Origin of the sequence: uncultured Bradyrhizobium sp. (genome assembly GCF_947648125.1) — a bacterium.
GTDB lineage: Bacteria > Pseudomonadota > Alphaproteobacteria > Rhizobiales > Xanthobacteraceae > Bradyrhizobium.
This window is the reverse complement of record NZ_CANSMR010000045.1, coordinates 1-23,682: the sequence shown is the minus strand read 5'-3', so window position 1 is coordinate 23,682 and position 23,682 is coordinate 1. Positions and strand designations below refer to the sequence as shown.

At 65.0% G+C, this 23,682-nt stretch carries 23 protein-coding genes; 11 read left to right on the top strand and 12 right to left on the bottom strand.

The features are described 5' to 3' along the window. The first annotated feature begins 75 nt into the window (after window positions 1–75). On the top strand, window positions 76–459 hold the full coding sequence (locus Q0030_RS38415) for a nuclear transport factor 2 family protein (RefSeq protein WP_298379668.1): 384 nt from the start codon (window positions 76–78) through the stop codon (window positions 457–459). 267 nt (window positions 460–726) lie between these two features. On the opposite strand, the gene Q0030_RS38410 is transcribed toward Q0030_RS38415, so the two are convergent. Next, window positions 727–2,412 carry a methyl-accepting chemotaxis protein gene (locus Q0030_RS38410; RefSeq protein ID WP_298379665.1) on the bottom strand — a complete coding sequence of 562 codons (1,686 nt, stop codon included), beginning with the start codon at window positions 2,410–2,412 and terminating at the stop codon, window positions 727–729. A 270-nt stretch (window positions 2,413–2,682) separates the two neighbouring features. Here Q0030_RS38410 and Q0030_RS38405 point away from each other — a divergent pair, with 270 nt between their 5' ends. The 4 genes from Q0030_RS38405 to Q0030_RS38390 all read left to right on the top strand — a co-directional run bounded on the left by Q0030_RS38405 (window position 2,683) and on the right by Q0030_RS38390 (window position 7,180). Continuing rightward, window positions 2,683–3,726, top strand: a complete 1,044-nt coding sequence (locus Q0030_RS38405; RefSeq protein WP_298379662.1) for a C-terminal binding protein — start codon at window positions 2,683–2,685, stop codon at window positions 3,724–3,726. Window positions 3,727–3,862: 136 nt separating this feature from the next. Continuing rightward, window positions 3,863–5,209, top strand: coding sequence for an extracellular solute-binding protein (locus Q0030_RS38400; protein WP_298379659.1), 1,347 nt, complete (start codon window positions 3,863–3,865; stop codon window positions 5,207–5,209). Between the two features lie 131 nt (window positions 5,210–5,340). Further along, window positions 5,341–6,297 carry a sugar ABC transporter permease gene (locus Q0030_RS38395; RefSeq protein WP_298379656.1) on the top strand — a complete coding sequence of 319 codons (957 nt, stop codon included), beginning with the start codon at window positions 5,341–5,343 and terminating at the stop codon, window positions 6,295–6,297. A 40-nt stretch (window positions 6,298–6,337) separates the two neighbouring features. Then, window positions 6,338–7,180, top strand: coding sequence for a carbohydrate ABC transporter permease (locus Q0030_RS38390; protein WP_298379720.1), 843 nt, complete (start codon window positions 6,338–6,340; stop codon window positions 7,178–7,180). Window positions 7,181–7,362: 182 nt separating this feature from the next. Here the strand turns inward: Q0030_RS38390 and Q0030_RS38385 are convergent, their stop codons facing one another. From Q0030_RS38385 to Q0030_RS38355, 7 genes are all read right to left on the bottom strand, one after another. Continuing rightward, window positions 7,363–8,184 (bottom strand): TonB family protein, encoded by an 822-nt coding sequence (locus Q0030_RS38385; protein ID WP_298379653.1) that lies wholly within the window; start codon window positions 8,182–8,184, stop codon window positions 7,363–7,365. A 5-nt stretch (window positions 8,185–8,189) separates the two neighbouring features. Then, window positions 8,190–8,636, bottom strand: coding sequence for a TonB system transport protein ExbD (exbD, locus tag Q0030_RS38380; RefSeq protein WP_298379650.1), 447 nt, complete (start codon window positions 8,634–8,636; stop codon window positions 8,190–8,192). A gap of 3 nt (window positions 8,637–8,639) precedes the next feature. After that, the gene (gene exbB / locus Q0030_RS38375) at window positions 8,640–9,392 is read right to left on the bottom strand and encodes a tonB-system energizer ExbB (protein ID WP_298379717.1); all 753 of its coding nucleotides are present in this window, start codon (window positions 9,390–9,392) and stop codon (window positions 8,640–8,642) included. A 58-nt stretch (window positions 9,393–9,450) separates the two neighbouring features. Continuing rightward, window positions 9,451–9,960 (bottom strand): heme utilization cystosolic carrier protein HutX, encoded by a 510-nt coding sequence (gene hutX / locus Q0030_RS38370; RefSeq protein WP_298379715.1) that lies wholly within the window; start codon window positions 9,958–9,960, stop codon window positions 9,451–9,453. A gap of 11 nt (window positions 9,961–9,971) precedes the next feature. Continuing rightward, window positions 9,972–10,304 carry an antibiotic biosynthesis monooxygenase gene (locus tag Q0030_RS38365; protein WP_097673166.1) on the bottom strand — a complete coding sequence of 111 codons (333 nt, stop codon included), beginning with the start codon at window positions 10,302–10,304 and terminating at the stop codon, window positions 9,972–9,974. A gap of 140 nt (window positions 10,305–10,444) precedes the next feature. After that, the gene (locus tag Q0030_RS38360; RefSeq protein WP_298379646.1) at window positions 10,445–12,793 is read right to left on the bottom strand and encodes a TonB-dependent hemoglobin/transferrin/lactoferrin family receptor; all 2,349 of its coding nucleotides are present in this window, start codon (window positions 12,791–12,793) and stop codon (window positions 10,445–10,447) included. Window positions 12,794–12,905: 112 nt separating this feature from the next. Next, window positions 12,906–13,127 carry a hypothetical protein gene (locus Q0030_RS38355; RefSeq protein WP_298379723.1) on the bottom strand — a complete coding sequence of 74 codons (222 nt, stop codon included), beginning with the start codon at window positions 13,125–13,127 and terminating at the stop codon, window positions 12,906–12,908. On the opposite strand from Q0030_RS38355, the gene Q0030_RS38350 reads away from it, so the two are divergent. From Q0030_RS38350 to Q0030_RS38325, 6 genes are all read left to right on the top strand, one after another. Beyond that, complete coding sequence (locus Q0030_RS38350) at window positions 13,045–13,251, top strand: hemin uptake protein HemP (protein WP_298379643.1); 207 nt, start codon at window positions 13,045–13,047, stop codon at window positions 13,249–13,251. The genes Q0030_RS38355 and Q0030_RS38350 overlap by 83 nt on opposite strands. 8 nt (window positions 13,252–13,259) lie before the next feature. Further along, entirely contained in the window at window positions 13,260–14,210 is a 951-nt protein-coding gene (locus tag Q0030_RS38345; RefSeq protein ID WP_298379640.1) for a hemin ABC transporter substrate-binding protein, read from the top strand. Beyond that, window positions 14,207–15,307: an iron ABC transporter permease gene (locus Q0030_RS38340; RefSeq protein WP_298379637.1), complete on the top strand. Its 1,101-nt coding sequence runs from the start codon at window positions 14,207–14,209 to the stop codon at window positions 15,305–15,307. Before Q0030_RS38345 ends, Q0030_RS38340 begins: the two co-directional genes overlap by 4 nt. Then, window positions 15,304–16,095, top strand: coding sequence for a heme ABC transporter ATP-binding protein (locus Q0030_RS38335; RefSeq protein WP_298379634.1), 792 nt, complete (start codon window positions 15,304–15,306; stop codon window positions 16,093–16,095). Before Q0030_RS38340 ends, Q0030_RS38335 begins: the two co-directional genes overlap by 4 nt. Window positions 16,096–16,337: 242 nt before the next feature. Next, window positions 16,338–17,690, top strand: coding sequence for an esterase-like activity of phytase family protein (locus Q0030_RS38330; protein ID WP_298379631.1), 1,353 nt, complete (start codon window positions 16,338–16,340; stop codon window positions 17,688–17,690). A gap of 196 nt (window positions 17,691–17,886) precedes the next feature. Then, entirely contained in the window at window positions 17,887–18,375 is a 489-nt protein-coding gene (locus Q0030_RS38325) for a hypothetical protein (protein WP_298379629.1), read from the top strand. A 181-nt stretch (window positions 18,376–18,556) separates the two neighbouring features. Here the strand turns inward: Q0030_RS38325 and Q0030_RS38320 are convergent, their stop codons facing one another. The 4 genes from Q0030_RS38320 to serA all read right to left on the bottom strand — a co-directional run bounded on the left by Q0030_RS38320 (window position 18,557) and on the right by serA (window position 23,538). Next, window positions 18,557–20,224 carry a mucoidy inhibitor MuiA family protein gene (locus Q0030_RS38320; RefSeq protein WP_298379627.1) on the bottom strand — a complete coding sequence of 556 codons (1,668 nt, stop codon included), beginning with the start codon at window positions 20,222–20,224 and terminating at the stop codon, window positions 18,557–18,559. Between the two features lie 272 nt (window positions 20,225–20,496). Continuing rightward, window positions 20,497–21,669, bottom strand: a complete 1,173-nt coding sequence (locus Q0030_RS38315; protein ID WP_298379624.1) for an acetyl-CoA C-acyltransferase — start codon at window positions 21,667–21,669, stop codon at window positions 20,497–20,499. After that, window positions 21,662–21,853, bottom strand: coding sequence for a hypothetical protein (locus Q0030_RS38310; RefSeq protein ID WP_298379621.1), 192 nt, complete (start codon window positions 21,851–21,853; stop codon window positions 21,662–21,664). The genes Q0030_RS38315 and Q0030_RS38310 overlap by 8 nt, the downstream gene beginning before the upstream one ends. Before the next feature lie 95 nt (window positions 21,854–21,948). After that, window positions 21,949–23,538, bottom strand: a complete 1,590-nt coding sequence (gene serA / locus Q0030_RS38305) for a phosphoglycerate dehydrogenase (RefSeq protein ID WP_298379619.1) — start codon at window positions 23,536–23,538, stop codon at window positions 21,949–21,951. Between the last annotated feature and the right edge of the window lie 144 nt (window positions 23,539–23,682).

Below are 23,682 nucleotides of genomic sequence, written 5' to 3'. Positions count from 1 at the left end.
CGGCCACTGTCGGCGCAGATCACCGGTTCGATCCGGTGAGACCACCGCCACATCATCCGCTACGGAGATTTTGCAATGAGCGACATCCAGGCCATCGCATCCGCGATCGATGGATATTTCAAGCTGATGTATGACGTCGACGATAGTCGGTTCGCCGACGTCTTCTCCGATGCCTGCATCGTGCACGGCATCCGGGACGGCAAGCACACGGTGCGGTCGGCTGCGGAATTCCGCGACTTCATCCGCAGCCGTCCCTCGCCGGCGTCGATGAAATCGCCGCGCGAGGAGGCCATCATCAGCATCGAGCAGACCGGGTCTGATCTCGCCATCGCCAAGGTGCGCGTCAGGGCCGGCCAAACCGGCTTCATCGACCATCTCGTGTTTCATCGGATCGACGGCCGGTGGCTCATCACCACCAAGGCGTTTCACGTCGCGCAGGTCTTTCCGGCGGGATCGTAGCGTCCCCCACGACCGTCTTTTCGGAATATTAGAAATGTGACACGGATTTGCCCGACGTGTCAAGTTGCCTGGTCGAGCGCGCCGGCCGCGACCAGCTACTTTGCATGGGGTTGTTTTCGATATTTTGGCAGTGCGCCCCTGCGAAGCCTGCTAATTCCGTCATCCCCGCGCAAAGGCTTCGCCTTTGCGCGGGGATGACGGGGTGCACAGACGTGGAATGCGCTGGGTGGGTTGCGCTTCGCTAGCTAACCCACCCTACGCGATCCGTTACGCCGCACGCACCTTCTGCAGGAACTCGTCGACCGCGTTGCGCAACATGCCCGATTGGGTGTCGAGCTCGCGCGCATTCGACAGCACGTCGCCCGCCGCGGTACCGGTGGCGGCGGCCGCGGTGGTGACGCCGCCGATATGGGCGGAGATCTCGCTGGAGCCGGCCGCGACCTGCTGAATGTTGCGCGCAATTTCCCGCGTCGCATCGCCCTGCTGGTCGATTGCGGTCGAGATCGAGGCCGTGATCTCGCTCATCTGCGCGATGGTTGCGGTGATACCGCCGATCGAGGTCACCGCCTCGCCGGTGGAGGCCTGCATCGCAGCGACCTGCGCCGAGATCTCCTCGGTCGCCTTCGCGGTCTGGTTGGCCAGCGCCTTCACCTCGGAGGCGACCACCGCGAAGCCGCGGCCGGATTCGCCGGCGCGCGCTGCCTCGATGGTGGCGTTGAGCGCCAGCAGGTTGGTCTGGGCGGCGATCGAGTGGATCAGCTTGACCACCTCGCCGATCTTCTCGGCGCCGGTAGAGAGTGCCTGCACGGTCGCGTTGGTGCGCTCGGCATCGGCCACCGCCTTGCTTGCGACCTCGCTGGAGCGAGCCACCTGGCGGGAGATCTCCGCAACTGAGCTCGAGAGCTCTTCGGCCGCTGCGGCGACGGTGCCGACATTGTTGGAGGCAGAGTCGGAGGCAGCACCCACGGTGGCGGCCCGCGCGCTGGCGTCGCTGGCGGTTGCGGTCATCGACTGCGCCGTGGTCTGCATACCGGCGGCGGCGGAGGCCACCGTGCGGACGATGCCGTTCACGCTGCGCTCGAAATCGCTGGCAAGGCCTTGCATCGCGCTGCGGCGCTCGGCGGTGGCGCGCGCCTGCGTCTCGGCCTCGGCCTGTTCGAGGCCACGGATACGGATTGCATTATCCTTGAAGATCTGCACGGTCGCCGCCATGCCGCCGACCTCGTCGCCGCGGCCGACGCCCGGGATGTCGCCGTCGAGTTTGCCGTCGGCGATGTCGCGCATGCGGGAGCCCAGCAGGTTGAGCGGCCGGGAGATGCTGCGGCCGATCAGCCAGGCGACCGAGCCGGAGATGATGCCGATGCCGAGGATCGCAAGGCCGAGCAGCCACGCGATCGGCCGCATCTTGGCGTCGATGTCCTCGAGATAGGCGCCGGTGCCGAGATACATGTCGAAGCCGGGGACCGCGACGGCATAGCCGAGCTTGTGGATCGGCGTCTCCTGGCCGGGCTTCACATAATCATAGAACAGCAGGATCTCGCCCTTGGCCTTCACGCCGTCCATCAGTTCCTGCGAGAGCTTGCGACCATTGGTCACGACATCCATGCGATTGGTTCCGACCTGCTTCGGATCGGGCGCCAGCACCGTGATGCCGTTGTAGTCGGTGCCGAACAGATAGCCGGCGCCGTTGTCGTAGGTCATGGCGTTGGCGCGCTTGCCGAACTCGGCCAGCGCGGCCTCCTTGGTCATCTTGCCGGCGTCGACTTCCTTCTTCAGGCCCGCCGCCATGTTCTTCGCCATCTCGACGATGGCCTTGGCCTGGTCGATGCGAGCATTTGTCATCTCACGCTGCATCAAGTGACCGGCGAGGATGCCGGCCGTGCACAGACCAAGGAGGGTCACCCCCACCAGAATGCCGAGCTTGGGGGTGATCTTCAGATTTGACAGCTTCACGGGGATCTCCAGAAGAGGCGGGGAACGCGACGCGATTGGCGGATTGATTCCGCTCACCGTAATGTGAGACCCTTTACCTGATGGTTACGGAGGTTCCCCGTAGAAGCCCGGAGAATCGGGCAGCGGACCAACCGGCAATTGTGGAGAGAACAGCGCCGCTCGCGTAGAAGTAGGGACAGCGGCGATGCAAGCCGCGCTCCGGGAAACAAGAACATCAAGAAGCAACCTAGCAAGAAGCAAGAACAGAAGACCTCACATCGGGAGCAGACAATGTCGAAATTCAGGGTGGTGACGCCGAAGGGCGCGAGCTTCACGGTCGCCGGCGGCGGCTACGATTATGAGCGCGAGGCGCTCGATCCGATCGGCGCCGAGATCGTCGAGGCGCCGGCCAACGAAGCCGAATTCATCGCCGCCGCACGCACCGCGGACGCGATCTACGCCAAGGGCATGCCGATCACCAAAGCGGTGATCGATGCGCTGGAGAACTGCAAGGTGATCACGCTCGGCAGCGTCGGCGTCGACTCGGTCGACGTCAAGGCCGCGACCGCCCGCGGCATCCCCGTCACCAACATCCCGGACACCTTCATCGAGGAGGTCGCCGACCACGCCATGATGCTGCTGCTCGCAGGCTTCCGCCGCCTGATCGAGCAGGACAAGATGGTGCGCAGCGGCCGCTGGGCCGAGGGTCGCCCGGCGCTCTTGAAGATTCCGCGGCTGATGGGCCAGACGCTCGGCTTCATCTCGTTCGGCCGCGTCGCCCGCGCGGTGGCCAAGCGCGCCGCGCCGTTCGGCCTCCGGATGGTGGCCTACGATCCCTTCATCCAGGAAACGCTGATGTACGACCACGGCGTGATTCCCTCGACCTTGTCGGAGGTGCTGTCGCAGTCGGATTTCGTCTCGATGCATGCACCGGCGCGGCCCGAGGTGCATCACATGCTGACCGAGAAGCACTTTCGCCAGATGAAAAAGTCGGCTGTCTTCATCAACACCGGGCGCGGCGCCACGGTGGACGAGGAAGCGCTGATCAAGGCGTTGCAGGAGGGCTGGATCGCCCACGCCGCGCTCGACGTGCTGGAGAAGGAGCCGCCGTCGCACAACAATCCGATGCTCGGGATGGACAATGTTACCTTGACCGCCCATGTCGCCTCGGCATCGGCACGTTTTGACGAGGCGCGCAAGCGCCGGGTCGGCTACGAATTGTCACTAGTGCTACAAGGCATGTGGCCGGTAAGCTGTGTCAACCCGTCGGTGCTGCAAGACACCGCGCTGCGCCGCTGGCAGCCCGTCAGCATGGATCGCGGTCCGAACAGCTAGGCGGGCGACGCGCTTCGCGCGAAGGCTCGCCTCACCGACGATTCGAGCCGTTCGCGCGGTAGGCGTCGTGACAACAAGGCCCTTCACCGGCGGCCAACGCCGGGAAGGAACAATAAAAGCAGGGAGTGCGAACGACATGAAGTACGAGGTCACGCGTCGCGACGCGCTGGCGCTGGGAGCTTCCGCGGCGGCACTGGCAGTCACTGGCGCTCCGGCGCAGGAAGCGTCGAAGGTCAAGGCTGCCGACGTGGCAGCGCCGTCACTGCCGATCGAAAAGGGCGCGACCTTGCGCATGCTGCGGCCGGTGCGCTTCGTCCAGGCCGACGAAGACGTGTTCCGCGCCAATGCCAAGCGCTTTACCGACAAGACCGGCGTCGAGGTCAAAGTCGACTTCGTCGGCTGGGAAGACATCAATCAGCAGACCGCGGTGACCTCGAACTCCGGCGCCGGCCCCGACATCATCATCGGCTTCGGCGACGCGCCGCACATCTATATCGACAAGCTGATCGAACTGACCGACGTCGCCGACTATCTCGACAAGCGCTACGGCGGATGGCTGGCGCTCGCACAGCGCTACGGCATGCGCTCGAAGTCGAAGAGCTGGATCGGCCTGCCGTTCGGCGCCTCGGGCGGCCCGCTAGTCTACCGCAAGTCGCTGGTCAATGCCGCCGGCTACGACAAGGTGCCGGAGGACCACGCCGGCATCCTCGAACTCTGCAAGAAGCTGAAGGCGGCCGGCAAGCCGGCGGGCTTTGCGCTCGGCAACGCCGTTGGCGACGGCAACGGCTTCGCCAACTGGCTGTTGTGGTCGCACAACGCCGCGCTGCTGGATGAGGAAGGCAACATCATTGTCAACAGCAAGGAGACGATCGCCGCGCTGAAATATCTAAAGGAGCTCTATCCGACCTTCATCGCCGGCACGCCATCCTGGAACGACGTCTCCAACAACCGCGCCTACTCCTCGCAGGAGATAGGCCTCACGGCCAACGGCGTCTCGCTGTACTTCTCGCTGAAGAACGATCCAGCGACCAAGGCGATCGCCGACGATACCGAACATCAGTTGCTGCCCAAGGGACTGGCATCGACCTCGCCGATGTCGGGCCTGACCCTGAATGCGATGGTGTTCAAGCACAGCCCCTATCCCAACGCGGCGAAGGCGTTCCTGCAATTCATGCTGGAGAAGGAGCAGTACGAGCCCTGGCTCAACGCCAACTCCGGCTACTGGTCGCAGCCGCTCGCGGCCTACGCCGACGCGGCAGTGTGGTCAGGCGATCCCAAGGTCGCGATCTTCAGGAACACGATGAAGAGCCCCTATTACAACGGCTACAAAGGGCCGATCTCTACCGCGACCGGCGCCGTCACTGCCGACTATGTGCTGGTGCAGATGTGCGCCTCGGTCGCGACCGATGCGGCAACGCCGGAAGCCGCCGCCGCGGAAGCCGAGCAGCGGGCGAAGCGGTACTTCCGGCGGCAGAATCGGTAACGGCGGGCATTGAACCGTAGATCTGGACCAACCGTCATTGCGAGCGAAGCGAAGCAATCCATAGCACCACGAGGGGAATGGATTGCTTCGTCGCTTCGCTCCTCGCAATGACGGCAGCGGACGAGCATTCAATGTCTGTAACGACACTCCCTCCACGCGGACAAGCGCTGCGCCAGCCGGGCTGGCTCGCGCAGGTGTTCGACTACAAGCCGTTCCTGATCGTGATGTGCCTGGCGCCCGCGATCGGCCTGCTGCTGGTGTTCCTCACCTATCCGCTCGGCCTCGGCATCTGGCTCGCCTTCACCGACACCACGATCGGCCAGCGCGGCATCTATATCGGGCTCGAGAACTTCCAGTACCTGCTCAAGGACCCGCTGTGGTGGAACGCGGTGTTCTATTCGATCTTCTATACCGCGGTCGCGACCTTCGGAAAGTTCGCGCTCGGCTTCTGGCTGGCGCTGCTGCTCAACAACCATTTTCCGTTCAAGAGCCTGATCCGCGCGATCGTGCTGCTGCCGTGGATCGTGCCGACGGTGCTCTCCGCACTGGCCTTCTGGTGGATCTACGATCCGCAATTCTCGATCATCTCCTATCTCCTGGTCGACGTGCTGCACCTGCGCGACAGCAATGTCGACTTCCTCGGCTCGCCCTGGCCGGCGCGGTTCTCGCTGATCGCGGCGAACATCTGGCGCGGCATCCCGTTCGTCGCGATCTCGCTCCTGGCCGGCCTGCAGACCATCTCGCCCTCGCTCTATGAGGCGGCGATGCTCGATGGCGCGACCTCCTGGCAGCGCTTCCGCTACATCACCTTCCCGATGATGATGCCGATTCTGGCGATCGTGATGACGTTCTCGATCATCTTCACCTTCACCGATTTCCAGCTCGTTTACGCCATCACCCGCGGCGGCCCGGTCAACTCGACCCATTTGCTCGCGACGCTGGCGTTCCAGCGCGGCATCGCCGGCGGCGAACTCGGCGAGGGCGCTGCGATCGCGGTCTCGATGATCCCGTTCCTCGTGTTCGCGACGTTATTCAGCTATTTCGGCCTCGCGCGGCGCAAATGGCAGCAGGGAGAAGCCAATGACTGACGTCGCAGCCTCGAACGTCGCGCGCGCCGCACCGGACCCGATGTCGTGGGACTCCGGCGCCCGGCGCGTGGTGATGATCTATCTGCCGCTCGCCTGCTTCATCCTGATCCTGCTGTTCCCGTTCTACTGGATGGCGATCACGTCGTTCAAACCGAATGCGGAGCTGCTGAATTACAAGGAGCACAATCCGTTCTGGATCACCTCGCCGACGCTCGCGCATGTCAAGCATCTGTTGTTCGACACCTCGTATCCGCGCTGGCTGAAGACCACCATGCTGGTCGCGATCGGCTCGACCTTCCTGTCGCTGTTTGCTTCGACGCTCGCGGCCTACGCGATCGAGCGGCTGCGCTTCCGCGGCAGCCCCTATGTCGGGCTCGGCATCTACCTCGCCTATCTGGTGCCGCCGTCGATCCTGTTCATTCCGCTCGCCACCGTGATCGTGCAGTTCGGCCTGTTCGATTCACCCTTGGCGCTGATCCTGGTCTATCCGACCTTCCTGGTGCCGTTCTGCACCTGGCTGCTGATCGGCTATTTCAAGTCGATCCCCTATGAGCTCGAGGAATGCGCGCTGGTCGACGGTGCGACGCGGCTGCAGATCCTGTGGCGGATCACCTTGCCGCTCGCGGTGCCTGGCCTGATCTCGGCCGGCATCTTCTCCTTCACGCTGTCCTGGAACGAGTTCATCTACGCGCTCGCCTTCATCCAGAGCGGCGCCAACAAGACCGTGCCGGTCGCGATCCTGACCGAGCTCATCACCGGCGACGTCTACCAGTGGGGCGCGCTGATGGCCGGCTCCCTGCTCGGCTCGCTGCCGGTCGCGCTGTTCTACTCACTGTTCGTCGACTACTACGTGTCGTCGCTGACCGGGGCGGTGAAGGAGTAGCAGGGCTTCCGGCGTATGGAAGCGCACTCAATCTCTTCCCATCATCCTGAGGTGCGAGCCTCTTCGGCGAGCCTCGAAGGATGCACAGCCCCACTGTGGCCGATTCATCCTTCGAGGCTCGCTCCGCTCGCACCTCAGGATGACGGGAAAAGAAGTGCGGCCTAGGTCAATGAGGCTTGGTACTACCTTGGCACGAACGCGACCGGCACGCTAAATCCCATCGAGCCCTGCGGCATCTCGGGTGGAAACGCCGGAAACGGCTGGGCCTGGCGCACCATCGCCAGCGCTCGCGCGTCGAAGGTCGGATTGCCGGAGGAGCCGCCGAGATGGCTCGACAGCACCTGCCCGCCGCGGCCGAGCGTGAACACCAGGCGGACCACGCCGCGCTGGCCGTTGCCGCCGGCCGGATAGGAGTGGAAGCGCAGCAGATGCGCGCGAACGCGTGAATTGTAGGCCGCGATCGCCGACGCTGCTGCGCCAGCGCTGATCGCGGATGCCGCCGGCGCCTGACGCTCGGCCCGGCTCGGCGCGCTGGTGCGCGGTGCCGGTGTCGCCTCGGACGGCTTCTTTGCTTCCCGGCGAACTACCTTCGGCTTGATGGGTTCGGGCTTCCGCTCCGGAACGACCTCTGTGGGCTCGGGCTTCGGCGGCGTAGCCTGCTGCTTCTGCTCCGGCGGCGCTGTCACCTCGGGCTTCTCCTGCAGCGGCGTCGGCGCGATCTCCTGTTGCACAGCCTGCGCGGCGGCAGGCTCCGGCGGCGAGGCGTCGGCCTCCTGCATCGCCGGGCCCGGCGGCAGCTCGGTCTCGGAAATCGCCGGCGCCGAGGTGATCGGCGTCAGGTCGACCAGCACGGCCGGCACCGCGACACCCGGCGGCGGTGTCGAGACCCAGGTGATGCCGAGCGCCAGCAGCGCCGCATGCGCGGCCAGGATCGCCGCCGCCGCCAGGCCCCAACGCCTCAGCTTGATATCGTCGCCCGCATCATGGAGCGCATACACGTTCATCGAAATCAGCTGCGTCCGTCGAGGCCGACCAGCGCGATCTTGAGATAGCCGGCATTGCGCAACAGGTTCATCACCTCCATCAGGTCGCCATAGCTGACGGCCTTGTCGGCGCGCAGAAAGATGCGTTCGTCCTTCTTGCCTTGCGTCGCGCCATCGAGGGTCGCGGCCAGCACATCACGCGCGACCACATCCTCGCCGACGGCGACCGAGAGGTCGGGCTTCACCGTGACGAACACCGGCTTGTCGGGCCGCGGCTGCGGCTCGGCGGTCGAGGCCGGCAGGTCGACGCCGAGATCGACGGTCGCGAGCGGCGCCGCCACCATGAAGATGATCAGCAGCACCAACATGACGTCGATAAACGGCGTGACGTTGATCTCATGCGCCTCGACTAGGTCGTCGTCGCTGCGACGCCGGCCGCCGAACGCGCCGCCAGTGCCAAGCTTCGCACCCATCGCCTACTCCGCGGCGCGCGCCAGCCGGAACAGGCTGCGATCGCCCTCGCGGCTGACCAGCAGCATCACCATGACGGAGGCGTCGCCAAGCAGCGCACGGTAGGCCGCGATCGAACGGGTCAAATGATTGTAGATCACGACCGCCGGGATGGCGGCCACCAGGCCGAGCGCGGTCGCAAGCAGTGCCTCTGCAATACCCGGCGCGACCACCGCGAGATTGGTGGTGTGGGCCTCGGAGATGCCGATGAAGGCATTCATGATGCCCCACACCGTGCCGAACAGGCCGACGAACGGCGCGGTGGCACCGATGGTGGCGAGCACGCCGGTGCCGCGCGCGATCTGCCGCGACATCGCCGCCTCGACCCGCTCCAGCCGCAGCGCGATGCGCTCCTTGAAGCCGTCGTCGAACATGCCGCCGGACAGCGCGGCCTCGCGCGAGGCCGACTGCACGATCTGTGCAACGGCATCGCTGCCGTCGCGGCTGGCCTGCTCGACCTCGGCAAGCTGCGTGTCGCGCTCCAGCAGCCCGATCCGCTGCCTTGCTAGCGTCGTCTTGCGGCGGATCTCGATGGTCTTGGCGAGCCAGACCGTCCAGGTGACGAGCGAGGCGAAGGCGAGCCCAATCATCACCGCCTTCACGACGATGTCGGCGCTCTCGAACATGCCCCAAGGCGAGAGATTGCGCGGCAGCAGCGCGGCGTCGGCCGCGGCACAGCTCGCGCCCGGCAGCATGCCGAGCGCGGCAGATGCCGCCATCCAGATGCTTCGCCCAAACCAGCGATGCGACATGGTCGCCTCCCGTCCTTCGTCGGTCTCAGCCTGCTTTCGGTGTGAGGCGGTCCGCCAGCGCATGGAAGCGCGCCAGCTGATCGCCGTGCAGCGCGCGCGTCTCGTCGCGGCCGACGAACACCTTGAACATGATGCCGCCGTCGAGATTGATGAAGGCAATGAAGGCCGACACCTTGCCCATGAAGGGCCGCTCGACGAACGTGATCGCCGCACAGCGCTCATGCCTGAGGTGGCCGTGCAGACCCTTCGGCTGCATCAGGTTGAAATAGCCGCGGCCCACTTCGCCTTTAGGAATGGCGCCGGTGAATTCGAAGATCGCATCATCGGTGTGGACGATCAGCGTCACCTCGCCCCATTCCGCGATGTCCTGCATCGCGGCGGCGAACTCGCCGGCCCCGATCCGCACCATGCTGTCGGGTAACGCCTCGAGCACCGCACGCGGTGTGACGTTGCGCTCGCGCGCGACGTCCTCGATCACAGCGCCCGGATTGTCGGCCATGTAGGCCTTCAACCCGGCAAGCCCCGCATTCTGCACGGTCGCCTCCGTCACGCCGGGCTCTTGGCGCGCTCGGTGATCAGCACCTCAAAACCTTCGAATCTGGGATGGCCGAGATAGAGGCTGCCGCCGGTCTCGTTGCCGGCGCGGGAATGGGCGCGACGGAATGCATCGGACTTGGTCCAGTCCTCGAACGCCGCCTTGCTGGCCCACACGGTGTGGGTCGCATAGAGCGTGTGGTCCTCGGCCTCGGGGCCTTTCACCAAGTGAAACTCGATGAATCCAGGCAGATCGCCGAGGTAGGATTCGCGGGTCTTCCAGACCGTCTCGAACGCCTGTTCCTTGCCCTTGATCACCTGAAACCGGTTCATTGCGATGAACATGAAAGCCTTCTCCTGTTGTACGGCGGATGCCCGCGGGCGATCCTGCCGGTTGATCTCGTTGATATCATGAATAGGCCAAGGCCGCGCTGGGGGCACCAGCGCGGCCGGAGCAACCTGGATGGAATGATCGGCCCGTCGCGTTACGCTCCACCTAGGTGAATCTTCAGCCCGGCCTTGTAGACGGTGCCCGGACCGGGGCTCGAGAACAGCACGTCGTTCTGCGTCGTGCCATCGCTCGAGGAGCCCGGGATCGCATAGGGCCGGTAGTACTGGTTCAAAAGATTGTCGACCGACGCCGTGAAGGTGATGTCCTTGGTGGCGTTCCAGGTCAGATAGAGGTTGACCAGCTCGTAGCCGGTCGAGGGCAGATAGCCCGCCGGCAAATCGTTGTTGGCGCCGAACGAGGACCATTGCGCGGCAATGATCAGCGTGCGGTCGAGCAGGCGGACGCCGCCCGTCGTCGTCACCTTGCGCGGCGTAATGGTGGCGAGCCCGACATTGGTCGCGGTGTTCCGGCCGCGCATCAGATGGCCGGCGACACCCACGAACCAGTCGCCCGCGTCATACATCGTCTCGAGCTCAAAACCCTCGATGCGGGCGTGGGCGATGTTCTGGTACTGGTAGAACTGGCTGAAGCGTCCGAACGGCGTCGTGGTCGGCGTCGACGCGACAAGGTCGATATAGCCGTCGACATCATTGTGGAACACGTTGATCTTGCCGCGGAACGAGTCGCTCGCGGTGAAGATGCCGTCATACTTCAGGTTGATGCCGGCTTCCTTGTTCTTGCCGACTTCGGGCCGCAGCGCCGCATTGGGCAGGAAGCAGAACAGGCCGCTGGTGCCGTCGGGGCAGCTGAACAGCGCCGGCCCGCCGCCGGTGGCGTGGCCGCCCGCGATCAGGGTCTCGGTGATCGACGGCGCGCGATAGCCTTCGGCATAGCTCACATAGGGCGTGAAGCCGGCCACCGGGGTGACGCCGACCGTGACCTTCGGCGACAGCCGGTCGCCGCTGGTCGTGGTGTTGATCGAGGTGAGCTCGTAGCGATCGTAGCGGACCGCACTGACGAGCTCGAGCCAGCTCGAATAGTTCTGCTTCAACTGCACGAAGCCGCCGGACACCGTGCGCTGGCCGCCGGGCGTCGTGATGTTGGAGTTGCCGCGCGAATCGAAGGTCTCGACGTCGTCGCGGAAGGCGTCGAAGCCGTAGGTCACGGCGTTGCGCCAGTCGCCGAAGTTGAAGCGCGAGGTATTGTTGACGTCGAGGCCGACGGTGTCGAGCGAGTAGCCGCGCTTGTCGCCGACGCAGCCGGAGATGTTGTTGCCGGGATTGGCGAGCGTGCAGACGCCGCCGCCGGTGGTGATGCGATTGTTGTAGGTCTTGACCTGGTCGTTGTCGGTGCGGTTGCCGTAGACCGAGATGTTCCAGTCGAACAGCATGTCGTCGGGCTTGGAATATCGCCAGCTCAGCGTACCCGTGTAGTTCCTTGCATCGGAGGTGTACACCGAGGAGCCGGCGATCGCCGCCAGCGGCGCCGCCGTCGTGGTCGGACCGCGGTTCGGCTGACCGATATTGTACTGGTAGTCCTGGAAGACGCCGCCGATCTTGAACTCGTGGCCTTCGGCCGGGCGGATCGTCACTTTCATCAGGCCGGCCGCGATATCGTTGCCGGTGTTGCCGATCTCGGTGCCCGCGCCGTCCTTGTAGTTGCTCTGGGTGCGGTAGACCGCGCCGCCGAACACATCGACATTCGGATCGGCGCGCACGCCGCCGAACACCGACCCCATGCCGCGATCCTTGTTGCTGCCGTAGGAACCCGACATGTCGACGCCCCAGCGTTCGCCGGGACGCACCACATCGTCGATATCCTTGGTGCGGAACGAGACCACGCCACCGATCGCACCGGAGCCGTAGATATTCGCGGTCGGGCCGCGCACCACATCGACGCCGCCGATCAATTCGGGATCGAGGAAGAACGAGCCGTTGGCGTTATGGCCGGTGCGCTGATAGTTCTGCCGCGCGCCATCGACCACGACAGCGACGCGGCCGAAGTCCTGCAGACCACGGATGTTGACGACGGTCGCCGGATCGTCGCCACGCTCCTGGAACGAGACACCGGGCACGTTATAGAAGATGTCGGAGACCCGGTTCGGCTGCAGGCCCTGAATCTTCTCCAGCGTGACGGAGCTGACCGGCGCAAGCGCGTCGATCGCGCGCTCTTCGGTCTTGGATGCGACAGCCGTGATGGTGTCGAGCGATTGCACCGGCACCGCGCCGATCTGCGCGCGCGCATTCATCGCAGGCGACGCCGCCGCCTGCGGTTCGGCCGCGGGCCTTGGCTTGCGTTGGGCCTGCTTCGGCCGCTCGGTCGCGGGACGCGCAGCCGAAGCATCGGCGGTTTGCGCCAAACCGCTTGCCGGCAGCACTGCCGAAAATGAAAACACCGACGCACCCAACATCAAGGCGCGCGAAACCCTAGCCCCGTCAGCCATTCTAGCCCCAGCCCGATCATCGCTTCTCTGGTTTGGCTGGCGTGCGCTCCGCTGAGCGGCTTGCTGGCTACGTTGCGATGCAAGCCACAAGCTTGCATCGTGTGATGATTGGTTACGAGCCGGCAACAAAACGGTCAAGAACGCGGCGGCGCTGTTTACATCGATTGTAAAGTGCAGCCGTTGGAATGCGCCTTCGCCCGCTTATACAAGCAAGCATCATTTGAAGATTTCGTAGGCGCAGCACCACGAGCATGTCGGCAACTTCCGGAGACAACATCGGCGCGGCAGGAAAGCCGGCCGTATCAGCGTCTGACGCGGCCAGAACGCTCATCATGCACGGGAATCGCCTCGACAGCCGCGACCTGTTCTCGGCCGAGCGCGAGATCATCATCGTGCATGGCGAAGAGCATTACCGCTTGCGGCTGACCTCGCAGAACAAGCTGATCCTGACCAAATGACCGTCCCGATGACAATTTGTCGCACGCTCGCTCTGCTCGCGCTCTCCTGTCTGCTGCCGATCGGCGCAGCGGCGGCCGAGGGCATTACCGTGCACGACGCGCGCGACCGCGACGTCGTGATCGACGATCCCACGCGGATCGTCTCCATCGGCGGCGCGATCACCGAGATCCTCTACGCGCTCGGCTTCGAGGACCGCATCGCCGGCGTCGATGCGACCAGTCTCTACCCGCCGTCTGTGCTGCGTGAGAAGCCCGATGTCGGCTATATGCGCCAGCTGTCGCCGGAGGGCGTGCTCGGCCTGCATCCGTCGCTGGTGCTTGCGGTACAAGGCTCCGGGCCGAAGGAGACCATGGACGTGCTGGAAGCGGCCAAGGTGCCGCTGGTGCTGGTGCCGGAGACGTTCTCAGAGGCCGGGCTGGTGGAGAAGATCAGGCTGGTGGGCCACGCCATGGGCGCCGATCCGCGCGCCACTTGCCTCGCCACGGCGGTGGAGAGCGACCTCGCACAACTGCGCACACTGCGCGCCAAAGTGACAAAACCGGTGCGCGTGATGTTCGTGATGTCGCTCCTGAACGGTCGGGCGTTGGCTGCGGGTCACAAGACCGCCGCGGACGAGATCATCCAGCTCGCCGGCGGCGTCAACGCGATCGACGGTTACGACGGCTACAAGCCGGTCAACGACGAGGCCATCGTGGCCGCCAAACCCGACGTCGTCCTGTCGATCGATCGCGGCAAGGACTCGCTGACGTCGGATGCCGTGTTCGCGCATCCGGCCTTCGCACTGACGCCGGTTGCGACCAACAAAGCCTTCATCTCGATGGAGGGGCTTTATTTGCTCGGCTTCGGACCGCGCACCGCGGCCGCGGCACGCGACCTCGCGGTCAAGCTCTATCCGGCGCTGGCGCCGGAGGCCGCCAGCTTCAAGCCGGCGGCGCTGACCGCGAACTGCCGGCAATGAGTGTGCTGGCCGAACGCCGCACGCGTGCGAAGCAACGGCGCGCCGGCATGTCGCTGCGGCCGGCAGCGACACTCACCCTCCTCTGCCTGCTTGCAGCGCTTACAGGGACCGCACTTGCCGCCCTAACGGTCGGGGCTGCCGGCATTCCACTGGCACGGCTTCCCGCCGCGCTCGGGCTGTGGGCCGACGGCGCGGCCAGCCCGCTGCTCGCGCGCGACCAGCTCGTGGTGTGGTCGATCCGGATCCCGCGGATCGCAGCGGCCGCCATGGTCGGCGGACTCCTTGCCGTATCAGGCACCATCATGCAGGGCCTGTTCCGCAACCCCCTCGCCGACCCCGCGCTGGTCGGCGTCTCCTCCGGCGGCGCGTTTGCCGCCGCAGTAGCGATCGTGTTCACCGACAGCCATCTCGGCGACAGTCTGCGCTTCCTGCAACATCAATTGCTGCCGATCGCGGCCTTCGCCGGTTCGCTGATCACCACCATCGTGCTGTATGGCATTGCCAGCCGCGGCGGCCGGACCTCGATTGCGATCTTCCTGCTCGCCGGGCTTGCGATTGCCGCGATCGCCAATGCCGGCATCGGGCTCCTGGTCTTCGTCGCCGATGACCGCCAGCTGCGCGACATCACCTTCTGGATGCTGGGTTCGCTAAGCGGCGCGACCTGGACCAAGCTCACGGCACTGGCGCCGGTGCTGGCCATTGCCCTGATTGCCTGCCTCTCGATCGCGCGCGGGCTCGACGTGCTGGTGCTCGGCGAAGCCGAGGCATTCCACAGCGGCGTCGATGTCGAACGGCTGAAGCGGATCTCGATCGTGCTGGTGTCGGCGATGACCGGGGTCGCGGTCTCGGTCTGCGGCGTGGTCGGCTTCGTCGGCATCGTCGTGCCGCATCTGTTGCGGCTGGTGATCGGGCCCGGACATCGCCTGCTGCTGCCGGCCTCCGCATTGCTCGGTGCGATCCTGCTGGTCGGCGCCGACACCGTGGCGCGCACCATCGTCGCCCCCGCTGAAATGCCGATCGGTATCCTGACCGCGGCGATCGGCGCGCCGTTCTTCCTTGCCATGCTGCTGCGCCAGCGTGGGCTGGTGTCGCTGTGAGCGCGTTGATCGAGGCGCAGTCGGTATCGATAACGGTCGGCGGCGCCGCGCTGGTCGATACGGTCTCGCTGCGGATCGGCGCCGGCGAGTTGGTCGCGATCGTGGGTCCGAACGGCGCCGGCAAATCGACCTTGCTCCGGATGCTGTCGGGCGATCTCCGTCCGTCGCGCGGGGCGATCCGGCTCAGGCAGCGCGACCTCAACGCCTACGGTCCGCGCGAGCTGGCACAGCACCGCGCGATGCTGTCGCAGCACGTCAACGTCACCTTCCCGTTCACGGTCGAGGAAATCGTCAGCATGGGCGCCGGCGAAAGCCCGCGCGCGGTGACGCGGGCGCAGGTCACTGCCGCGCTGGACGAGGTCGGGCTGTCGCATTTCCGGCTCAGGCAATTGCCGACACTGTCCGGCGGCGAGCAGCAACGCGCGCATTTCGCCCGCGTGCTGGTGCAGCTCGCCTGCGGTGAGGCGCTGCATGGGCCGGGGCTGTTGCTGCTGGACGAGCCGACATCGAGCCTCGATCTGCGGCATCAGATCGACCTGGTCGAGACCGCCCGGCGGCGCGCCGCGCGCGGCACCGCCGTGATCGCGATCCTGCACGACCTCAATCTCGCAATGCGGTTCGCCGACCGCATCCTGCTGCTGCATCGCGGCCGGCTTGCCGTCGACGGCGACCGCGCCGCCGCGATGCAGGCCGACACGCTTCGTAAGATCTTCGAGATCGACGCCACGATCGACTACACTGGAGGTGGCGTGCCCTTCCTGCTGCCGCAGACGATGCGGCCGATCTAGCCCACCGCAATTGGCCGCATTCCGTCATGGCCGGGCTCGTCCCGGCCATCCACGTCTTTCTATGTGCAAGATCAAGAACGTGGATGCCCGGCACAAGGCCGGGCATGACGAGCCAACCAGCCAAGGCGACGTAACGCCGCAAGGCTTATCCCATCGCAACACCCGCGATTCACAAAACTGTCAGCCGGCTGTAACAGGCGCCTCGGAGAACACCGCATCGTTTATCCCTTGGGAGATCAACCATGCGCCTGTCACTGCTGTGCTCTGTCGCCTCAATCCTGCTCGCCACGCCGGCGTTCGCGCAGAGCGAGGGCGAATTCCCGGCGACGCTGGCAGGACACGCCGTGATGCCGGCCGAGAGCTTCATCGACGCTCCCGCCGACGCCCCGAATGATCTGAAAACCTCCGGCAAATACACGACCGGCAAGCGCGTCGACGCCATCGGCACCGTGATGGGCAAGTCCTATGAGCGGCCGACCGGCGTGTCGCTGCCGTTCAAGGGCCAGCCGCTGCAAGGCCATTCCGGCATCAAGGCGATGCCGGACGGCTCGTTCTGGGTGATCACCGACAACGGCATGGGCTCGCGCTACAACTCGGCGGACTCGATGCTGTACCTGAACCGCTACAAGATGGACTGGGCGAACGGCAAGATCGAGCGTCAGGAGACCGTGTTCCTGCACGATCCCGACAAGAAGGTGCCGTTCCGCATCGTGCACGAGGACACCGCCAAGCGTTATCTCACCGGTGCCGACTTCGACACCGAAGGCTTCCAGATCATCAACGACATTTTCTGGATCGGCGACGAGTTCGGGCCCTACATCCTCAAGGCCGACAAGACCGGCAAGATCCTCGCCGTGTTCGAGACGGTCGCCGACGGCAAGCCGGTACGCTCGCCGGATCACTGGGCCGTGCAGTCACCCGGCGCGCCCGGCGCCTCCTACACCAACGTCAATCTGCGCCGCTCCAAGGGCTATGAAGGCTTTGCCTCCTCCAAGGACGGCAAGTTCCTCTACGGCCTGCTCGAAGGGCCGCTGTGGGATGCCGACAAGAAGGACTGGGAGAAGGTCGACGGCAAGGAAGCCTCGCGCATCCTCGAATTCGACGTCGCGGCGGAGAAGTTCACCGGTCGCTATTGGCAATATGTGTTCGAGCAAAACGGCAACGCGATCGGCGACTTCAACATGATCGATCCGACCCAGGGCCTCGTGATCGAGCGCGACAATGGCGAAGGCACCGCCGACAAGGCTTGCCCGCAAGGCCAGCGCGGCGAGAACTGCTTCCCAGATCTGGCCAAATTCAAGCGCGTCTACAAGATCGAGCTCTCGGACGCCAATGTCGGCAAGCCGGTGCGCAAGATCGCCTATATCGACCTGATGAAGATCCGCGATCCGAACAAGAAGGCCCGCAAGCCGCTCAACGACGGTGTCTACACCTTCCCGTTCTTCACCATCGAGAACGTCGATCGGGTCGACGAGACTCACATCATCGTCGGCAACGACAACAATCTGCCGTTCTCCTCGAGCCGCGATCCGAACAAGGCCGATGACGACGAGTTCGTGCTGCTCGAAGTCGGCGACTTCCTGAAGGCGAAGTGAGCGGTTGCTCTCGCCGTCAACAACAGCGTCGTCGCCCGGCTCGACCGGGCGACCCAGTATTCCAGAGGCGTCTGAGTTCAACGGATAAGCCGCGGCGTACTGGATGCCCCGCTCAAGGCGGGGCATGACAGTGAATTTGTGGAAGCCAACCCATCCCCAAGGTTGTCTTGCAATTGCCCTTCTACCGAAGCGCTCAATGATGATAGCCTCGGCCGATACTGGAATCGCTTTGGGGCAAATCATGCGAGAAAAATCCAGCCTGACCTACATTGAGGCATTCATCGCCGCGGGCTTCGTTGCGTACCTGGGCTGGGACCAGAGCTGGGGGCTTCCGCCTCCAATCGCCGCCTTGCTTCTCGGCACGATCGTCTACGTTGCCTACCTATGCTTGATGCGACGGTTGGTGAGATTTCATCAAAACAGTTATGAGGTCGTGGCGACGATCCTGGCCGCTGCCTGGGGCGTGTTGGCTTACCTGGTCGCGGGCGCGCTGCAGGCGGGATTCGCCAATCAAATACCCGCCTCGTTGCTGATGCATCTATGGCCCTGGATCGCGGCGCTGGCGGCTTTCATCGGAGCACTCGCCAGCAAGGTGCGCTTCATGGACGATGTTCGCGAATATGTCGTTGGCCGCCGCGCGCGCTGGGACAATCAGCAGTGGCTGGAGGAGGACGCGGGCTTCTAGAGCGGGATGACTTTTTCTTCGAATCATCATCCCGCTCTATCTCTTTGTTTTGAGCATGATCTTTTCGGAAAACTGCTACACGCTTTTCCGGATCATGCTCTTGCCGGCGTCCTCCCGCGGAGCGTCACTCCTTCTTCGTGCGACAATTTTCGCGAACGTCGCGTCGTACACCCGATGCAGATCAACCCGCCGGGACCATCACGACGCCCTTGTCCTTGGGCCAGCGCATCCGCCAGGCGAAATTGATGTCACGGACTTCGCCGGCCTTGGCCTCGAACGCCCATTCCAGCACCCCGCGCTTGTCGCGCAGGTTGGTTGTCGTTGCCGGCGTCGACGACGGCAGCATCTCGACCACGATATCGTCGTTCTCGCTGACCGGGAGCTGATCCTGGATCGCGACCTTGATCGGGAAGTCGTGGCCGTTGCGCACCGTGGTCTTGAAGGCGCGCTCGTCGGTCTTCGACGTCGTCACGATCAGGCCGGCGGAGCCTTCATTGCGCTTCACCACCGTGCGCTCGATCTTGACCTTGTCGTCGGCGCCGAAGCCGAGCCGCACCGTCTCGTCCTTGGCGGCGGTCGCCATCCGGCTGCGGCCGACAAAGATGCCATCACGATAGATCGCGACCTGCCCCGGCAACAGCGGCGCCTCGTCGGCCTGCACGAAGCTCGCTTCCAGGAACGCGGTCGGATCGATCACCGGGACGGCGCGCACCGCGAGATCGGGTGTGATCGTCGCCGTCGAGATACGCAGGCTCTTGACGCCCTCGTTGGCGGCGACGCTGACGCGGCCGGGAATTTTGAAGGTGGCCTGGAACGCGCTGACCTCAGCGACGGCGTCGCGCTCCTCGGCATGTTTGCCGGCGAATGCATCGGCCATGTCGGCCGCAGGCGCGGGCGCCAAAGCCTCGCGTGACCGCATGCTCGCCGAAGGTAGCAGCGACATCGTCGGCCGCGGCGGCTGCGGATATCGCACGATCAGCGAATTAAGGTCGGGCGCGTTGCCGCCGCGGGCGACACGCACGGTGGAGACGACGAGCGCCACGTTCGACCAATCCTCGCCGGTCGACTGGGTGATCTCGGCGCGGCGCACCAGCTCGATCGCCGGCTTGCGGTCCTTGGCGCCGGTATCGAGACGGGCGTCGTAGAGCGGCATCCAGCGGGCGTTGCGCACCGCATAGGTCACCCGCAATGTCGCGCGGGTCGCGGCAGCGGAGGCAAGCTCGATCCGCACCTCGAGCTTGCTCGGCGGCTTGGCGGCGCGATCGGCTTCAAGGCGCGCGATCTCGCGGTCGATGTCGCGCTGCTTGCGCGCGGCGTCGCGGATCGCGGTGTCGGCGGTCGCGACTTCGTCCCCGACCGCGGAGAACGCGGCGCGCCACTCGCTGACCGGACGCGCCTCACCCTTCTCGCCGATCCCGACCGGCGAGGCCTCGGCGAAATGTTCGGCGAATTTGCGCCGCGCCTCGGCCGAGGCGATGATCCCCTGCAGATCCTCGCGCTGATCTCGCAGCGCCTCGATCCGCTTGTCGATCTCGGGCAGGTTCGACGGCTCCACCGGGCGCGGCGGCCGCGCGTCGATGGCGCCGATCGTCAGCCGGCCGCCCGCCTCGCCCTCGACGCGGAGCGAGGACGGATCGAGCCCCATCGGGAAATCCTTCGCGACCAGCGTGTTGTCGCCGGCGGGCAGATCCAGCGTGATGACGCGGGTGACGCTGGCGCCATCGGGATAGACGGTGACGGCGTCGACCTGCGACGCCGTGTCGAGATTGGCCGCGTGGAGCGGCCCGGCAACCAGCGCACCCGCCAGCACCAGGCTGGTGGTCACAAGACAATTCGTAATCTTTCGCATCACATCCCTCCGGGAAACATCGCATCGCGCGAGACCGACGGCACGCCCGGCTCAAAGGCGCGCCGTTTCTCGTGGTGAGACGCGGCGAGGATGGGACTGGTTCGATTGAGGTTTCCCTGCGGCGCGACGATGGCGCGCTCGCGGCTGCCGGATGGCGCGGCGATGTCGGGAGGTCTCCTTTGCCATCAATGCACGGAAGGCGGCACAAAAAAGCACGGCGCCCTGAGGCGCCGTGCTGCAAAATCTTGAGCAGTCAGCCGACTGCCGTACGCTCAGCTGTAGATCTCGAACAGGCCTGCGCCGCCCTGACCACCGCCGATGCACATGGTCACGACGCCCCACTTCGCCTTGCGGCGGCGGCCTTCCTGAAGCAGGTGGCCGGTGAGCCGGGCGCCGGTCATGCCGAAGGGATGGCCGATCGCGATCGAGCCGCCGTTGACGTTGTACTTCTCTGGATCGATGCCGAGCTGGTCGCGCGAATAGAGGCACTGGCTGGCGAAGGCCTCGTTGAGCTCCCAGAGATCGATGTCGTCGACCTTCAGGCCGTGGCGCTTCAGCAACTTCGGCACGGCGAACACCGGACCGATGCCCATCTCGTCGGGCTCACAGCCGGCCGAGGCCCAGGCCACGAAGCGGCCGAGCGGATTGAGGCCGCGCTTCTCGGCGTCCTTGGCTTCCATCAGCACCACGGCAGCAGCGCCGTCGGACAGCTGGCTGGCGTTGCCGGCGGTGACGAACTTGCCCGGCCCCTTGACCGGCTCGAGCTTGGCAAGACCTTCCAGCGTGGTCTCGGGGCGGTTGCACTCGTCGCGGTCGACGACGTAGTCGACGATCGACTCGGCCTTGGTCGCCTTGTCGACCACCTTCATCTTGGTCTTCATCGGGACGATTTCGTCCTTGAACTTGTTGGCCTGCTGCGCGGCCGCCATGCGGCGCTGCGACTCTAGCGAATACTCGTCCTGGTATTCACGGCTGACCTTGTAGCGCTCGGCGACGATGTCGGCGGTGTCGATCATCGCCATGAAGATGGCGGGCGCGGTCTTGAGCAGGTCCGGATCGATCGATTCCTTCGGCGAGCCGCCGCCGGGAATCGAGATGCTCTCGACGCCGCCGGCGACGATGCAATCGGAGCCGTCGGAACGGATCGAGTTCGCAGCCATCGCGATGGTCTGCAGGCCCGACGAGCAGAAACGGTTCACAGAAACACCCGCAGTCGACTTCGGCAGGCCGGCGAGCAGTGCCGCCTGACGGCCGATGTTCGGCGCGCCATGCGCGCAATTGCCGAGATAGCAATCCTCGACATAGTCCTTGTCGACGCCGGCGCGCTCGACCGCGTGCTTGATGGCGTGCCCGGCCAATGACATCGGCGGGGTGATGTTGAATCCGCCACGGCCGGACTTCGCCAGGCCGGTGCGCGCGTAGGAAACGATTACGGCTTCACGCATTGTTTTCTCCCTCTGAGATCGCCGGATAGTGGCGTGTCTTGACGCCTTCGTACACATATTTTGGGCGCTGCAACAGCAATACCAGACGCCCCGGAACGGCAAACACCGCCTCCGGGGCCAGAGACGGCGTCATGTTCCGCAGATCGGAATTTGGACGTGCTTGAACGCTGTCGCCGCTCGTCATGCCCGGGCTTGACCCGGGTATCCACGTCTTTGCGCCACGTGACAGTAAGACGTGGATGGCCGGGTCAAGCCCGGCCATGACGATGGAGAGAGCAGTTAGAACGTCAGCGCCTTGGCCTGCTTCACCTGCGGCAGCGATTGCACCCTGGCCAGCAGCTCCGCTGGCACCGGGCCGTCGACCTCGACCAGCGCGATGGCGTCACCGCCCTGCTTGACGCGGCCGAGATGGAAGGTCGCGATGTTGATCTTGGCGTCACCGAGCAGGCTCGCGAACGCGCCGATGAAGCCCGGCTTGTCCTCGTTGGTGACATAGATCATCGACTTGCCGAACTCGGCGTCGACGCGGATGCCCTTGATGTCGACGAGGCGTGGTTTGCCGTCGGCATAGACGGTGCCGGACACCGAACGCTCCTGGCGCTCGGTGGTGACGGTGACGGTGATCAGGCTTTCATAGTCGCTCTGCGCGGCGCGGACGACCTCGTCCACCACCATGCCGCGCTCCTTGGCGACGACAGGCGCCGACACCACGTTGACCTCGCCCAGCATCGGCCGCAGCAGGCCGGACAGCACCGCCGAGGTGATCGCCTTGATCTTCATCTCGGCGACGTGGCCCTCATAGGTGATCGTGGTCTTGAGGATGCCGCTTTCGGTGAGCTGGCCGGCGAACGAGCCGAGCTTCTCGGCGAGCTCGATGAACGGCTTCAGCTTCGGCGCCTCCTCCGCTGTTATCGAGGGGAAGTTGACCGCGTTCGAGATCGCGCCCGACAACAGATAGTCCGACATCTGCTCGGCGACCTGCAGCGCGACGTTCTCCTGCGCCTCGGTGGTGGAGGCGCCGAGATGCGGGGTGCAGATCACGTTGGGATGGCCGAACAGCACGTTCGAGGTCGCCGGCTCCTCGACGAACACGTCGAAGGCGGCGCCGGCGACGTGCTTGGAATTCAGCGCATCGACCAGTGCCTGCTCGTCGACCAGGCCGCCGCGCGCGCAGTTGATGATGCGCACGCCCTTCTTCATCTTGGCGATCGCGGCCGCATCGATCACGTTGCGGGTCTTCTCGGTCAGCGGCGTGTGCAGCGTGATGAAATCGGCGCGCTTCAACAAATCGTCGAGCTCGACCTTCTCGACGCCGATGTCCTTGGCGCGCTCCGGCGACAGGAACGGGTCGAATGCGATCACCTTCATGCGCAGGCCGAGCGCGCGGTCGGCGACGATCGAGCCGATATTGCCGCAGCCGATCACCCCGAGTGTCTTGGCGGTGATCTCGACGCCCATGAAGCGGTTCTTCTCCCACTTGCCGGCCTGGGTTGAGGCGTCGGCCTGCGGGATCTCGCGTGCCAGCGCCAGCATCAAGGTGATGGCGTGCTCGGCGGTCGTGATCGAATTGCCGAACGGCGTGTTCATCACGATGATGCCCTTGGCGGTCGCGGCCGGAATCTCGACATTGTCGACGCCGATGCCGGCGCGGCCGATCACCTTGAGCTTGGTCGCCTTCTCGATGATCTTGGCGGTCGCCTTGGTGGCCGAGCGGATCGCAAGGCCGTCATAGTTGCCGATGATCTCGGCGAGCTTTTCCTTGTCCTTGCCGAGGTTGGGCTGGAAGTCGACCTCGACGCCGCGATCCTTGAAGATCTGTACGGCAGCGGGAGACAGCGCGTCGGAAATCAGAACTTTGGGTTTTGTCATGTGACTGTTCCTCTGCCCTGCAGCGGGCGGGTCTCATGGACCAATGTGGTGAAGTCTCTGATCACTTCTCCCTCTCCCCGTTCTTACGGGGAGAGGTCGGATTGTGCGGCAATCCGGGTGAGGGGCCTTCTCGGCTTGTTCCTC